We start from the raw sequence: 13,578 nt of genomic DNA, 5'->3' as shown, positions 1-13,578 counted from the left end.
CAGGAGGGCCACCCACAGGCGCTCCCCGGGCCGGAGCCCGGAAAAAGACCTGCGCCGGAACCCCTCAGCCCCGCCTGCCCGTCCCCGTCCCCGTCCCCGTTCTCCGTCCCCGTCTCCGTCCCCGTCTCCGTCCCCGTCTCCGTCCCTGCCCCTACTCCTGCCTCTGTCCTCGTTCTGTCCCCGTCCCCGTCCCCGCCCTCGTCCCCAAGTGCCTTTCCGCGAAGTCCAGTTCCAGGCGGACCTGCTTGATCCGCTCGTCGACCACCAGGGAGCCGTGCCCCGCGTCGTAGCGGTAGACCTCGTGGGGGGCTTCGCGGGACTGGAGGCGGTGGACGTAGTTCTCGATCTGCCGGATCGGGCAGCGGGGGTCGTTCACCCCGGCCGAGATGTAGACCGGCGCCTTCACCCGGTCGACGTAGGTGATCGGGGAGGACGCCGCGAACCGGTCGGGCACCTCCTCGGGCGTGCCGCCGAGCAGCGTGCGGTCCATCGCCTTCAGCGCCTCCATCTCGTCGTGGTACGCCGTGACGTAGTCGGCGACCGGGACCACCGCGATGCCCAGCGTCCACGCGTCGGGCTGGACGCCCAGGCCGAGCAGGGTGAGGTAGCCGCCCCAGGAGCCGCCGGTGAGGATCAGGCGGTCGGGGTCCGCGAGGCCCGAGCCGATCGCCCACTCGCGGACCGCGGCGATGTCCTCCAGCTCGATCAGCCCGACCCGGTGCTTCAGCGCGTCGGTCCAGGCGCGGCCGTAGCCCGTGGAGCCCCGGTAGTTGACGCGGACCACCGCGTACCCGTGGTCGACCCAGGCGGCCGGGCCGGCGGCGAAGGAATCGCTGTCGTGCCAGGTGGGGCCGCCGTGGATGTCGAAGACGGTGGGCAGCGGACCGGTCGTGCCCTCGGGCTTCTGGACCAGGGCGTGGATACGGCCACCGGGGCCCTCCACCCAGACGTCCTCCACCGGCACCGAACCGGGCGAGCGCATCCCCGGCGGGTCCAGGACGACCTCGCCGGTCGTGGAGCGGACCGCCGACGGCTGGGCCGACGACGACCACAGGTACTCCACACTGCCGTCCGGCCGGGCCGTCGCGCCCGAGACGGTGCCGCGCGGGGTGTCGATCTCCACCAGCTCAGGGCCCGCCAGGTCGTAGCGGAACAGCTCGCTGCGGCCCTCGAAGCCGTGCGCGACGAGCAGACCCGTGCCGTCCGGGAACCACTCGGCACTCACGTCACCCGGCAGTTCCAGGGAGAGGTCCGTCTCCTCACCCGTCGCCACGTCCCACACCAGGGGCTCCCAGCGGCCGCGCCGCTGGTGACCGATGAGCAGACGCGTGTCACCGTCGACGGGAGCGAAGCCCAGCACCTCCAGGCCCAGCTCCTCGGTGCCGCCCTTGGTGTCGTCCAGCTCGGCGACCGTGGTGCCGTCGGGGCGCAGCACGCGCAGCGCGGAGTGCATCGCGTCGCCGTGCTCGGTGTGCTCGATGGCGATCAGCGATCCGTCGTGCGAGAGGTCCCCGACGCCCGCCGACTCACGGTGCCGGTAGATCTCCACCGGCACCACCGGCACCACCGGCACCACCGGCACCACGGGCTCCTCGGCCCCTTCGGCTTCTCCAGCCCCCTCAGTCCCCTCGGCCCCCTTGGCCCCCTCAGTCCCCTCGGCCCCCTTGGTCCCCTCAGCCCCCTCGGCCCCCTTGGTCCCTTCGGCTCGTGGGACGGTCCGCACCAGATGGATCGTCGTACCGTCCTCGTCCGTGGAACGGCCCACGACGGCCGTGCGTCCGTCCCTGCCGAGGGCGAGACCGGCCGGGTACGAGGCGTCCAGCCCCGGAGCGGCGAGCTCGTCGGGACCACCCGCGAACGGCTGGCGGCGCCAGACGCCGAACTCGTCGCCGTCCTTGTCGTCGAACCACCAGATCCACTCGCCGTCCGGCGAGAGCACGCCGTCCGTGGTGCCGTTGGGCCGGTCCGTCACCTGGCGCTGCTCACCGGTCGACCGGTCCCAGGCATACAGCTCGTACGTCCCCGTCGCGTTCGACACGAACAGGGAACGGTCGGGGGCGTCCTCCGCCCAGTCGGGCAGGGACACCCGGGGTGCCCGGAAGCGCTTCTCCCAGTCGGGCATCCGCTCGCCCTGATGTACTCGCTCGGTCCGGTCCGTCCGACCCGCCGATGCGCCGGACCCGTTGCTCTCAGTCATGGCCCCATAGTGCCCTTCCCGACGGGTGTCGCGCCGCCGAGACCATCAGCCTGTGGACAACCGAGGTCCCCAGCCTGTGGACAACGGGATCCTCAACCTGTGGACCACCGGCGAAATCCCGGGTCTCCGAGGCTGCCCCGCGGGACGGTTTCCGGACGCGGCACCGTACGGTGGGGGTGTGTACCGGTTTCTGCTGACGCCCCGATGGTGGGGGATCAACGTCTTCGTGCTGCTCGCCATCCCCTTCTGCATCTTCATGGGTTCATGGCAGTTGGGCCGGTTCGAGGACCGCGTCGAGAACCACCGCGGCGCCGAGGAGAACGTCACCTCCGGCCGGCAGGAGAAAGCCCGGCCGCTGGAGGCGCTGCTGCCGGTCACCAAGGAGACGTCCGGCAAGCCGGCCACCGCGAGCGGCCGCTACGAGGAACAGCTCCTCGTGCCCCACCGCGACCTCGACGGCGAACCCGGTCACTACGTCCTGACGCTGCTGCACACCGACACCGGCAAGGTGCTGCCCGTCGTACGGGGCTGGCTGCCCGGCGATCCGGAGCTGGCCGGCACGCCCGCGCCGCCGGACGGCGAGGTCACCGTCACCGGGGCGCTCCAGGCGTCCGAGACTCCCGGCAGCAATGGCGTCCCCGCTCTCAGCGGCCTGCCCGGGGGACAGACCGGCGCGATCAGCTCGGCGTCCCTGGTGAACCTGGTGCCCCACGACCTGTACGACGCGTGGATCACCCTCGACCAGGGCGACTCGGGGATGCGGGCGGTGCCCGCGGTCGCACCCAGCGGTACCGGGCTGGACCTCAAGGCCTTCCAGAACCTCGGCTACACCGCCGAGTGGTTCGCCTTCGTGGGCTTCGTGATCTTCATGTGGTTCCGGCTGGTGCGCCGCGAGGCGGAACTCGTCCGGGACACGGAACTGGGCCTGGTCCCGGACGAGGATGCGAAGCCCGAGCCGGGCCGACAGCAGGACCAGCAGGACCAGCAGGACCAGCCCAGCCCGTCAGGGGTCTGACGGGCAGGCGTTGCCGGCTCAGCTCGCCGTGGTCGGCAGCAGTCCCGTCCAGTAGACGGTCCCCGCGCAGGCGTTGGACACCGTGACGGTCACCGCGCCCGTTCCCGACACCGGGGTGTACGTCAGCGTCACGCTGCCGTCGGCCGTGCCGTCCGCCGTGAGGAGCTGGGTCACGATACCCGTGTCGCCGCCCGTGGACGTGCCGTCGCCGGCCGTCGGGTCATCGGAGGGGCTGGGGTCGGGCGAGGGCTCGCCGGTACCGCCGTTGTCGCCGCCCCCGCCGTCGGTGGGGCAGGTCTCGGAGGGCACCCAGGCGAACTTCACGTCGTACGACTCACCCGGCTTGAGCACGAGCTGCCCGGCCTCCAGGGACGGGTCCGGCAGGCCCGCCGCCGCGTCCCCGGCCATGTGCCGGGCCGAGCCCACCTTGGTGGCGTCGGCCGCGCCCAGCGGCGTCACGCCCAGGCTTCCCGGGCCGCCGACGGTACAGCCGGTGGTGGACACGTTGGCGACCCGGAAGGAGCCGTAGACCGCGCCGGTGGAGTCGGGGGCGTCGCTGCTCGCGACGGCCGGACCGAGCTGTGCGGCCGTACAGACGGGTGACCCCGAGGCCGCGCTCGCCGAGGGGTCCGCCCCCTCCGTCACGCCGGTGCTCGCCCCGGTGTCGGCTTCCTTCTCCTTGTCCTTCCCGCCGTCCTTCCGTTCCTTCTCGACCTGGTCCGAGGTGCCGCCCGCGGTGGTCTCGCCACCCTCGGGGTCCAGGCCCTCGCCGGTGCCGCCCTGGGCCTGCGAGGCATGACCGACGGCGGACGGGTCGGCGTCGGCGGAGTTGGAAACGTGGACGAGAGCCGGTACGCCCGTGCCGACGAAGAGGAAGGCGGCCGCCGCGCCGACGAGGACCTGCCGCTTGCGTGCCCGGCGGGCCGGCACGGCGCGCCGCAGGTAGTCCAGCGAGCCCTCGCTCGGCTCCACCACGCGCACCGAGCTGTGCAGCAGGCTGCGCAGCTCCAGCTCGTCCGGGGCGAGCAGGCCGGTTCCCTGCCCCGCTTCCTGCTCGGGTCCTTGAGCGTTCGGACCGGCGTTGCGGTCGCTGCCGTCGTTCACAGTTCCGTTCCCAGCGTGCGATTGCTTCATCTGCTGTCCGAGCGGCGACACCGGCCCACGCGGCGCGCGCGGACCGTCCACGCCGGGGGATCCCGGGCCGTCGGCTCCGGTCACGCCCTCGGCGTCGAACGTGCCGTCGGACTCGGACGTGCCATCGGACGCATGCGCCCCAGCCGTCCGCTCCCCGGTCGTCCGCTTCTCGGCCGCCTGCTCCTCAGCCGTCCGTTCCCCGACCGTCCGCCCCTCGGGCGCGCCCTCTTCGGGTTCGCGCTCCCCGGCCGCACGCACTTCGGGCTCCCGTTCCTCGGGTTCGCTTCCCTCTGGTTCCCGCTCGTCGCCCTCGGGGTCACACTGTTCACTCCCGGGGGTACGCACGGGAGTGCTTTCCTCCGCCGCGCGCCCCTCCGCCCCGCGTCCTTCCGCCCCGCGTCCTTCCTGCTCGCGCTCCTCGCCGCGCACGTCCTTGCCGGCGCTCATACGGTCGCCTCCATGGCCACCCGCAGCGCCGCTATCCCGCGCGAGCCGTACGCCTTCACCGAGCCCAGCGAAACGCCGAGCGTCGACGCGACCTGCGCCTCGGTCATGTCGGCGAAGTAGCGCAGCACCAGCACCTCGCGCTGACGGCGCTGCAGCCCCTTCATGGCCTTGATGAGGGAGTCGCGTTCCAGCAGGTCGTACGCGCCTTCCTCCGCGCTGGCCATGTCGGGCATGGGCTTGGAGAGCAGCTTGAGGCCGATGATGCGGCGGCGCAGCGTGGAACGGGAGAGGTTGACGACCGTCTGGCGCAGATACGCCAGGGTCTTCTCCGGGTCCCGGACGCGTTTGCGTGCGGAGTGAACGCGGATGAACGCCTCCTGGACGACGTCCTCGCAGGAGGCGGTGTCGTCGAGGAGGAGCGCGGCGAGGCCCAACAGCGAGCGGTAGTGCGCGCGATAGGTCTCGGTGAGATGGTCGACGGTCGTGCCGGCCGCCACTACGTCGTCGGCACCGCCGTCACGCTGACTGGGTATGCGGGCAGGCCGCGCTGCGGGCATCGGCGCGATCACCGGCATGCCACCGGACGCACCGGCCCTGCGGGGTCGGAGAGCCTGGCGTGGCGGCCGTAGAGCCGGGCCGCGCGGCGTTGCGAAATCGAGTACCTCAGCCACGCCAGTTGGACACGCTTCCCCCCACGAGGGTTGTACGTGCCGGACGTGATGTTCACGGCGCCCGGTACAGACCGTTCCGCATCGCCCGGGCCCCGCCGATCACCGCCCCGTGCCGGTCGTACGCCGCCCCTCGACGACTGCGCCTCGTTCACGCCGGGCAGCACCACCGACAGCACACCGAATGCCCTCATGCGTCCCGCTCTTCCCCTATGCCTCATATGAACGGACGTCCCACGTCCGCTCCGGACGTCCCCACGTCCGAAAAAGACCGTCTCGCCCCTCAAGAGCACCCCGAAGGGGATGCCCGCAGAGACGCTCTTCGCCCGGCACGCGGTTGCGTGGGGCGAAAGGTAAATCCTTGACCGCAAACCGTTCGGGATCAAGAGATCCGAGACACATGACCGGTTCACATCACTTGCATAGATCCTACAAAAATAAATGCTGTGACCAAGGGTTATTTACAATACGGAAGATCAAGGCCGGCCCTGCACCGCCACCAACTCGGCGATCTGCGCGGTGTTGAGGGCGGCGCCCTTGCGGAGGTTGTCGCCGCAGACGAAGAGCTCGAGCGCCGTCGGGTCGTCCAGGGCACGGCGCACCCGCCCCACCCAGGTCGGGTCGGTGCCGACGACATCGACGGGCGTGGGGAACTCACCCGCGGCGGGATTGTCGTACAGCACGACACCGGGTGCGGTGGCGAGGATCTCGCGGGCCCCGTCGACGGTGACCTCGTGCTCGAAGCGGGCGTGCACGGTGAGCGAGTGCACGGTGATCACCGGCACCCGTACACAGGTCACGGCGACCGGGAGGCGGGGCAGGCCGAGGATCTTGCGGGACTCGTCGCGGACCTTCATCTCCTCCGAGGACCAGCCGTCCTCGCGCAGCGACCCGGCCCATGGCACGACGTTCAGCGCGACCGGCTCCGCGAACGGCCCGGTGTTGTCCCCCACGGCCCGGCGTACGTCACCGGGGCCGGTCCCCAGCTCCGTGCCCGCCACCAGGGAGAGCTGCTCCCGCAGGGTCCGCACGCCCGCGTGCCCGGCGCCGCTGACCGCCTGGTACGAGGAGACGACCAGCTCGCGCAGCCCGAGCTCGGCGTGCAGCGCACCCACGGCGACGATCATCGACAGGGTGGTGCAGTTCGGGTTGGCGAGGATCCCGCGCGGGCGGATCCGCGCGGTGTGCGGGTTGACCTCGGGGACGACGAGGGGCACCTGTGGATCCATGCGGAAGGCACCGGAGTTGTCGACCACCACCGCGCCCCGCGCGACGGCGACGGGCGCCCACCGGGCGGCGACCTCGTCGGGGACGTCGAACAGCGCGACGTCGATCCCGTCGAAGGCCTCCTCGGTGAGCGCCACGACCTCGGTCTCCTCGCCGCGCACGGTCAGCTTGCGGCCGGCCGAGCGCGGGGAGGCGATCAGTCTGATCTCGCCCCAGACGTCCGCGCGTTGGGACAGGATCTGGAGCAGGACCGTGCCGACGGCTCCGGTCGCCCCCACGACCGCGAGCGCCGGTCGCCCGGACCGCGTCATCAGCGGCCGGTACCCCCGTAGACGACGGCCTCGTCGCTGTCGGAGTCCAGCCCGAAGGCGGTGTGCACGGCGCTGACGGCATCGTCCACGACGTCCTTGCGGGTGACGACCGAGATACGGATCTCGGAGGTCGAGATCAGCTCGATGTTCACGCCCGCGTCGGACAGCGCGGTGAAGAAGTCGGCCGTGACCCCGGGGTTGGTCTTCATACCGGCGCCGACCAGGGAGATCTTGCCGATCTGGTCGTCGTAGCGCAGGGACTGGAAACCGATGGAGCCCTTGTTCCTCTCCAGGGCGTCGATGGCCTTGCGGCCGTCGGTCTTCGGCAGCGTGAACGAGATGTCCGTGAGGCCGGTGGAGGCGGCGGACACGTTCTGCACGACCATGTCGATGTTGATCTCGGCATTGGCGATCGTGCGGAAGATCGAGGCCGCCTCGCCCGGCTTGTCCGGCACACCGACGACCGTGACCTTGGCCTCGGAGGTGTCGTGCGCGACACCGGAGATGAGCGCCTGCTCCACCTTCTTGCCCCCTCGCTGAATCGGCTCACTGCTGACCCACGTGCCCGGCAGTCCGCTGAAGGACGAGCGGACGTGGATCGGGATGTTGTACCGGCGGGCGTACTCCACACAGCGGTGGAGCAGCACCTTGGACCCGGAGGCCGCCAGTTCGAGCATGTCGCCGGTCGAGATCCAGTCGATCTTCCGAGCCTTCTTCACCACCCGCGGGTCGGCGGTGAACACACCGTCGACGTCGGTGTAGATCTCGCACACCTCGGCGTCGAGGGCGGCCGCCAGGGCCACCGCGGTGGTGTCGGAGCCGCCCCGGCCGAGTGTGGTGATGTTCTTGCCCTGCTGGCTGACGCCCTGGAAACCGGCGACGATGGCGATGTTCCCGTCGTCCACCGAGGCCTGGATCCGGCCGGGCGTGACGTCGATGATGCGGGCTTTGTTGTGGACCGAGTCGGTGATGACACCCGCCTGGCTGCCGGTGAAGCTCTGGGCGTTGTGGCCCAGGTTTTTGATCGCCATGGCCAGCAGGGCCATGGAGATCCGTTCTCCCGCGGTCAGCAGCATGTCGAGCTCGCGCCCGGCAGGGATCGGGGATACCTGCTCGGCGAGATCGATCAACTCGTCCGTCGTGTCGCCCATCGCGGAAACCACGACGACCACCTGGTGGCCGTTCTTCTTGGCTTCCACGATCCGCTTGGCGACGCGCTTGATGCCTTCGGCATCGGCTACGGAGGAGCCTCCGTACTTCTGCACGACAAGGCCCACGTGCGCTCCTCGCTCATTCCGTCGTTGTCCCACGCTGTGCGCACGGGTGCGCCCGGCGCGGTCGGCTCATTCTATCGAGCACCCGGAAAACGCCTCCTCGATATCGCATCGTGAGACTTCCGGGCACCCGCGCAGGGGAGCTCATGCCCAGGGCGACGCGGACCACTCGGAAAGTGCCCCGCGTCACACCCTCATGGCCACTATGTGAGCCCCGGTCGCCGTGCGTGCGGCCTGCCCGCGGAACTCCCGCTCGGCGTCGGACACCTCGGGCCGGCGCCGCGCCCTTGCCCGCGTTGCCGACGTACACGCTGTCGCCATGCGGCACACCTACCCAAAAAAGCGTGAGCATTTCGGCCAACACTGTCCACATAGCGCTCTTCTGAGCGCTCAAACAACACTTTCCTGCTGAGTGCTCACGCTTTTCATCAAGGCACAGATCTCGGCCCGCACGACCGCGGTATCGGGGACATGCGTTTATGTGACCGGGCGCAGGCCCAGCGGTTCCCCGATTTCCTCGACCATGACCCTGCCCGCCTCGATCTCCAGGGTGTCGTCGCCCATGCCCTGGTCGGTGTCGAGGCCGTCCAGGGCGGCGAGGGGCTGGTTGAGGCGGACGTGGGCCACGACGGACTGCAGGGCGCGCAGGGCGGCGGAGGCGGTGGAGCCCCAGTTGGAGAAGTAGGAGAACTGCCACCACCACAGGGCTTCCGTGGTGCGGCCGGCACGGTAGTGGACCATGCCGTGGCGGAGATCGGTGATGACGTCGGTGAGATCGTCGGAGATCCGGGCCGGCACGGGCGCCGTACGGGGCTCGTACGGGTCGAACACCTCGGAGTAGACGTCGACCGGCTCCAGGAGGCGGGCGAGGTTCTCGCGGAGGTCGTCCACGTCGGCCTCGGGGCCCGGGTCGGGCTCGTAGCGTTCGTCGGGGACGATGTCCTCGTGCGCGCCCAGCCGGCCGCCGGCCAGCAGGAGCTGGGAGACCTCCAGCAGGAGGAAGGGGACCGCCGAGTCCGGCTCGTCGCCCTTGGCGACCTCCGTGACGGCGACCAGGAAGCTCTCGACCTGATCCGCGATCTGGACCGAGAAGTCGTCCGGGTCCCGGTCGATGGCGTGCAGCGTGGCGTCAGACATCTAGAAGTCGTCTCCCCTCGAAGGCGCGGCCGAGGGTGACCTCGTCCGCGTACTCCAGATCTCCGCCCACCGGGAGGCCACTGGCCAGGCGGGTGACCTTCAGCCCCATGGGCTTGATCATGCGGGCGAGGTACGTGGCCGTGGCCTCGCCCTCCAGATTCGGGTCCGTGGCCAGGATCAGCTCGGTGACCGTGCCGTCCGCCAGCCGGGCCAGCAGTTCCCGGATGCGCAGGTCGTCGGGGCCCACCCCGTCGATCGGACTGATCGCGCCGCCCAGGACGTGGTAGCGGCCCCGGAACTCGCGCGTGCGCTCGACGGCGACGACGTCCTTGGGCTCCTCCACGACACAGATGACGGCGATGTCGCGGCGGGTGTCGCGGCAGATGTTGCACAGTTCCTCCTGCGCCACGTTGCCGCAGGTGGCGCAGAAGCGGACCTTCGCCTTCACTTCCATGAGGGCGTGGGCGAGACGCCGTACGTCCGTCGGCTCCGCCTGGAGGATGTGGAAGGCGATCCGCTGGGCGCTCTTGGGACCGACGCCGGGCAGCCGCCCGAGTTCGTCGATGAGGTCCTGTACCACGCCTTCGTACAACGGACTGCCGTCCTTCCTGAGGTTCCTTCAGTACGTACCGTAGAGGCCTTCGGCCCGTCCTAGAAGGGCAGACCGGGAATGCCGCCGCCGCCCAGCCCCTGAGCCAGCGGGCCGAGCTTCTGCTGCTGGAGGTTCCGCGCGTTCTCGTTGGCCGCCTGGACGGCCGCGACGACGAGGTCCGCGAGGGTCTCGGTGTCCTCCGGGTCCACCGCCTTCGGGTCGATCCTCAGGGCGCGGAGCTCACCGGAACCGGTGACAGTGGCCGTCACCAGGCCACCGCCCGCCTGACCGTCGACCTCCATGTGCGCGAGTTCCTCCTGCGCCTGGGCCAGGTCCTGCTGCATCTTCTGGGCCTGCTGAAGCAGCTGCTGCATATTGGGCTGGCCACCACCGGGGATCACGATTCGGCTCCTTGGTCGGTCCGTACGTACGGGACTTTCCCGTTCGGCACGAGCCTACGTGGTCCGGGCGGCCGTCGCCCCAGCACTCTTTCGAGTGATTCGCCCTCGCGCCCTATACCTGATCACAGCCCTCTTCCGGGCGGAAGCGGCGCTCGAACCCCCGACGCGGCCACCCTTTGGGAGGTAGGAAGGGGCCCGGCACGTCCGCGTCCGGCACCCGAGCAGGGGCCCGCGCAGGGGTTGGGCAGGCGCCGGGCAGGCGCTCACAGGGGGCCAGTGGAGGTCAGGCCGGGAGATCGGAATCGGATTCCGAGGTAAGTAGGGAGCAGCGGGTGGTTCAGCCGGAGATGCAGCCCGAGGGCCGTCCGCAGGACGGGGTCGGCGAGGGGGCGGCCGGGCTGCGGCCGGGTGATCTGACCGGGCGGGTGTTCCCGCTCGGGGACTGGGGCGAACCCGCTCCCCGGCTGGACGAGCTGTACCGGTGGGTGGAGCGCGGGGCGCTGGACACCGCCGCCTGGTATCTCACCGAGCGGGCCTGGAAGCGCCGGTGCGCGCGGGCGCTGCGTACGGGGGCCGCGGCGGGGGTGGCCGCCGGGGCGGCGCTGCCGCTGCTGGATCTGACCGGAGCGACCGACGGTGTCGCCCCCTGGGGGTACCTGTCGCTGCTGCTCGCGGTCGTCTGTGTGGCCGCGGACCGGTTCTTCGGGGTGACCTCCGGCTGGATGCGGGACGTGGCGACCGCGCAGGCCGTGCAGCGGCGGCTGCAGGCGTTCCAGTTCGACTGGGCGTCGGAGTGCGTCCGCGAGGTACTGGGACCGGCCGAGGGCACCGCGAGCGAGGCGGCCGAGCGGTGCCTGTCGGTGCTGCGGCGGTTCTCGGAGGACGTGAGCGAGCTGGTGCGGGTCGAGACGGCGGACTGGATGATGGACTTCCGTACGGGCGCGAGCGTGCCGCCGGGCATCCAGGGGGCGCCGGCGGGCACGGGCCGCCCCGAGCCGGACGGCCGGCCCCACGGCCGCTTCTCGTCCGCGCCCGGGGCCACCCGCCCGAACATGCCCCGGCAGCGGCCGCCGGAGCCGAGGTGAGCCGGCCCCGGGCAGAAGGGCCGCGGCGAGTCCCGTGGAGCGGAGTTCGCCGAGTGTGCGTCGGCGCGGAGCGGATGTGCGGTCGAGAGGGTGTGTCAGTCCCGCGTGTAGGTGAACTGTTCGCCGCTGCTGGTGTTCACGCGCTTCAGGGAGCCGTCGGGCAGGAGGGTGACGGCGCTGGCGGCTCCCGGGGTGCAGGCGCTCCGCGGTCGGCCGACCGTCACGGTGGTCGGGCCGATCTCCAGCCGGCCGCCGGAACCCGCGCTGGTGAGGTCGCCCTCGAACACGCAGTGGTAGGCGCCGTTGCCGGTGGGCCCGTCGGCGACGAGGGACATGACCGTGTCACCGGCCTCGCCCTGCTGAATGGTCAGCGTGCGGCTGTGCAGCCCGCTCGCGTTGTCGATGGTCGTCGACCAGCTGCCGAGGTACCCGGTCGGGATCGCCCCGTCGGCGGACGGCTGATCCGTCCCGGCGACGCCGCCCGGGTCGTCTGTTCCGTCCGTCCCGGTCGAGGACTTCCCGTCGGGTGAGGGGTTGCCGCCCTGGGACGTGCCGTCGGTCGGTGTGCCCGAGGGATCGCCGCCCGCGGTGTTGCCGTCGCCGCCCTGCATCAGCGCGTACACCGTGCCGCCCGCGGCGAGCGCGACGACCAGCGCGATCACGACGAGCAGCGCGGTGGAACGGTTGTCGCGCGGGGACTGCGGCGGGCCGTACGGCGTCGGATTCGTACCGAAGGGCGGCGGGCCGTAGGGAGGGGTGGCGCCGGCGGCCCCGTAGCCGTTGTAGGGGTAGCCGTAGCCGGGGGACTGGGCGTGCGGCTGGGCGTGCTGGTGCGAGTACGGCTGGGGGTGCTGGTGCGAGTACGGCTGGGGGTGCGGCTGGGGATGGCCGTAGGCGGCGGGACTCTGCCCGGCCGCCGGGGTGCCCGGGGCCGGGCCCGGGGGTGCGGTGGGGCCGTTCGGGCCGTTCGGGCCATTCGGGCCGACGACCAGGGTGGGCAGGTGGTTCACCTGCGCGCCGCCACCGGGCGTGCCGGGCACGGGCGGCGCGGAGTCGTCGGCGGCGGGGGCGTGTTCGGGGGTGGCGGCGGGAGCGGGGCCCTCGGGCGCGGAACCGTCCCGCGCGGGCGGCGGCGCCTGGGGGTCCTCCGCGTCCAGGAGCCGTACGGCGTGCCGGCCGAGCTGGGCGACCAGCGCGGCCGGCAGCCAGGGATCACGGGAACGGCCGTCGGCGACGGTCTCCTCGGCGCCGGTGCGCAGCAGGATCTGGTCGAGGGTGGGCCGCTGGGCGGGGTCCTTCCTGAGGCAGTCCTTCACGAGGCCGGCGAGGCCCTCGGGGACCCGGCCGAGGTCGGGTTCCTCCTCGGCGATACGGAACATCAGGGCGTGCACGCTGCTGTTGGCGGTGCCGAAGGGAAGCTCGCCGGTGGCGGCGTAGGCGAGCACCGAGCCGAGGCAGAAGACGTCGCAGGCGGGGGTGAGGCGATCGCCGCGCACCTGCTCCGGCGCCATGAACCCGGGCGAGCCGACCAGCGCCCCGGTGCGGGTGAGGCCGCCGTCGGTCACGGTCTCCATGGCCCGTGCGATCCCGAAGTCGATGACGCGCGGCCCGTCGATGGTGACGAGCACGTTGGACGGCTTGAGGTCGCGGTGCACGATGCCGGCGGCGTGGATGTCCTTCAGGGCGTGCGCGAGACCGGCGGCGAGAATGCGGACCGACCGCTCGGGCAGTGCGCCGTGGTCGTTCCCGACGACCTGCTGGAGGCTGGGTCCGGCGACATATCCGGTGGCGACCCAGGGCACCGGGGCCTCGGTGTCCGCGTCCAGTACCGGCGCGGTCCAGTCGCCGCCGACCTGCCGGGCGTTCTGCACCTCCTGGCGGAAGCGGGCCCGGAACTCCTCCTGCTGGGCCAGCTCCTCGCGCACCAGTTTGACGGCGACGGTGCGTCCCCGGTCGGAACGGGCGAGGTAGACCTCCCCCATCCCGCCGGCTCCGAGCCGCGCGAGCAGCCGGTACGCGCCGATGCTGCCGGGATGCCGGGCGTCCTGGTTTCCCATCGCGTCCCCCGCCCCCGGTCCGTGCTTGTCCAT

11 protein-coding genes are annotated in these 13,578 nt (G+C 71.6%); 2 read left to right on the top strand and 9 right to left on the bottom strand.

What is annotated here, in order from left to right:
- Positions 1 to 151: 151 nt before the first annotated feature.
- A complete protein-coding gene (locus tag V4Y04_RS19915; protein WP_332429546.1) occupies positions 152 to 2,197 on the bottom strand; it encodes a S9 family peptidase in 2,046 nt (681 codons plus the stop codon).
- Positions 2,198 to 2,375: 178 nt separating this feature from the next.
- Between V4Y04_RS19915 and V4Y04_RS19910 the strand changes: the two genes are divergently transcribed.
- Positions 2,376 to 3,212 carry an SURF1 family protein gene (locus tag V4Y04_RS19910; protein WP_332429545.1) on the top strand — a complete coding sequence of 279 codons (837 nt, stop codon included), beginning with the start codon at positions 2,376 to 2,378 and terminating at the stop codon, positions 3,210 to 3,212.
- Positions 3,213 to 3,230: 18 nt separating this feature from the next.
- Here the strand turns inward: V4Y04_RS19910 and V4Y04_RS19905 are convergent, their stop codons facing one another.
- The 7 genes from V4Y04_RS19905 to V4Y04_RS19875 all read right to left on the bottom strand — a co-directional run bounded on the left by V4Y04_RS19905 (position 3,231) and on the right by V4Y04_RS19875 (position 10,403).
- Positions 3,231 to 4,793: a hypothetical protein gene (locus V4Y04_RS19905; protein WP_332429544.1), complete on the bottom strand. Its 1,563-nt coding sequence runs from the start codon at positions 4,791 to 4,793 to the stop codon at positions 3,231 to 3,233.
- Entirely contained in the window at positions 4,790 to 5,464 is a 675-nt protein-coding gene (locus V4Y04_RS19900; RefSeq protein ID WP_332429543.1) for a SigE family RNA polymerase sigma factor, read from the bottom strand. Before V4Y04_RS19900 ends, V4Y04_RS19905 begins: the two co-directional genes overlap by 4 nt.
- Before the next feature lie 473 nt (positions 5,465 to 5,937).
- A complete protein-coding gene (locus V4Y04_RS19895) occupies positions 5,938 to 6,999 on the bottom strand; it encodes an aspartate-semialdehyde dehydrogenase (RefSeq protein WP_332429542.1) in 1,062 nt (353 codons plus the stop codon).
- Positions 6,999 to 8,276, bottom strand: a complete 1,278-nt coding sequence (locus V4Y04_RS19890) for an aspartate kinase (RefSeq protein ID WP_332429541.1) — start codon at positions 8,274 to 8,276, stop codon at positions 6,999 to 7,001. Before V4Y04_RS19890 ends, V4Y04_RS19895 begins: the two co-directional genes overlap by 1 nt.
- Before the next feature lie 474 nt (positions 8,277 to 8,750).
- Complete coding sequence (locus V4Y04_RS19885; RefSeq protein WP_332429540.1) at positions 8,751 to 9,410, bottom strand: DUF5063 domain-containing protein; 660 nt, start codon at positions 9,408 to 9,410, stop codon at positions 8,751 to 8,753.
- A complete protein-coding gene (gene recR, locus V4Y04_RS19880; protein WP_332429539.1) occupies positions 9,403 to 10,002 on the bottom strand; it encodes a recombination mediator RecR in 600 nt (199 codons plus the stop codon). The genes V4Y04_RS19885 and recR overlap by 8 nt, the downstream gene beginning before the upstream one ends.
- Positions 10,003 to 10,061: 59 nt before the next feature.
- The gene (locus tag V4Y04_RS19875; RefSeq protein ID WP_332429538.1) at positions 10,062 to 10,403 is read right to left on the bottom strand and encodes a YbaB/EbfC family nucleoid-associated protein; all 342 of its coding nucleotides are present in this window, start codon (positions 10,401 to 10,403) and stop codon (positions 10,062 to 10,064) included.
- A 332-nt stretch (positions 10,404 to 10,735) separates the two neighbouring features.
- On the opposite strand from V4Y04_RS19875, the gene V4Y04_RS19870 reads away from it, so the two are divergent.
- Positions 10,736 to 11,488, top strand: coding sequence for an SLATT domain-containing protein (locus tag V4Y04_RS19870; protein ID WP_332429537.1), 753 nt, complete (start codon positions 10,736 to 10,738; stop codon positions 11,486 to 11,488).
- A 95-nt stretch (positions 11,489 to 11,583) separates the two neighbouring features.
- On the opposite strand, the gene V4Y04_RS19865 is transcribed toward V4Y04_RS19870, so the two are convergent.
- Positions 11,584 to 13,578: a protein kinase domain-containing protein gene (locus V4Y04_RS19865; protein ID WP_443080048.1), complete on the bottom strand. Its 1,995-nt coding sequence runs from the start codon at positions 13,576 to 13,578 to the stop codon at positions 11,584 to 11,586.

Origin of the sequence: Streptomyces sp. P9-A2 (assembly GCF_036634175.1) — a bacterium.
Taxonomy (GTDB): Bacteria; Actinomycetota; Actinomycetes; order Streptomycetales; family Streptomycetaceae; genus Streptomyces; species Streptomyces pratens.
The sequence above is the reverse complement of the archived record's forward strand: the minus strand, read 5'-3'. Positions and strand labels throughout refer to the sequence as shown.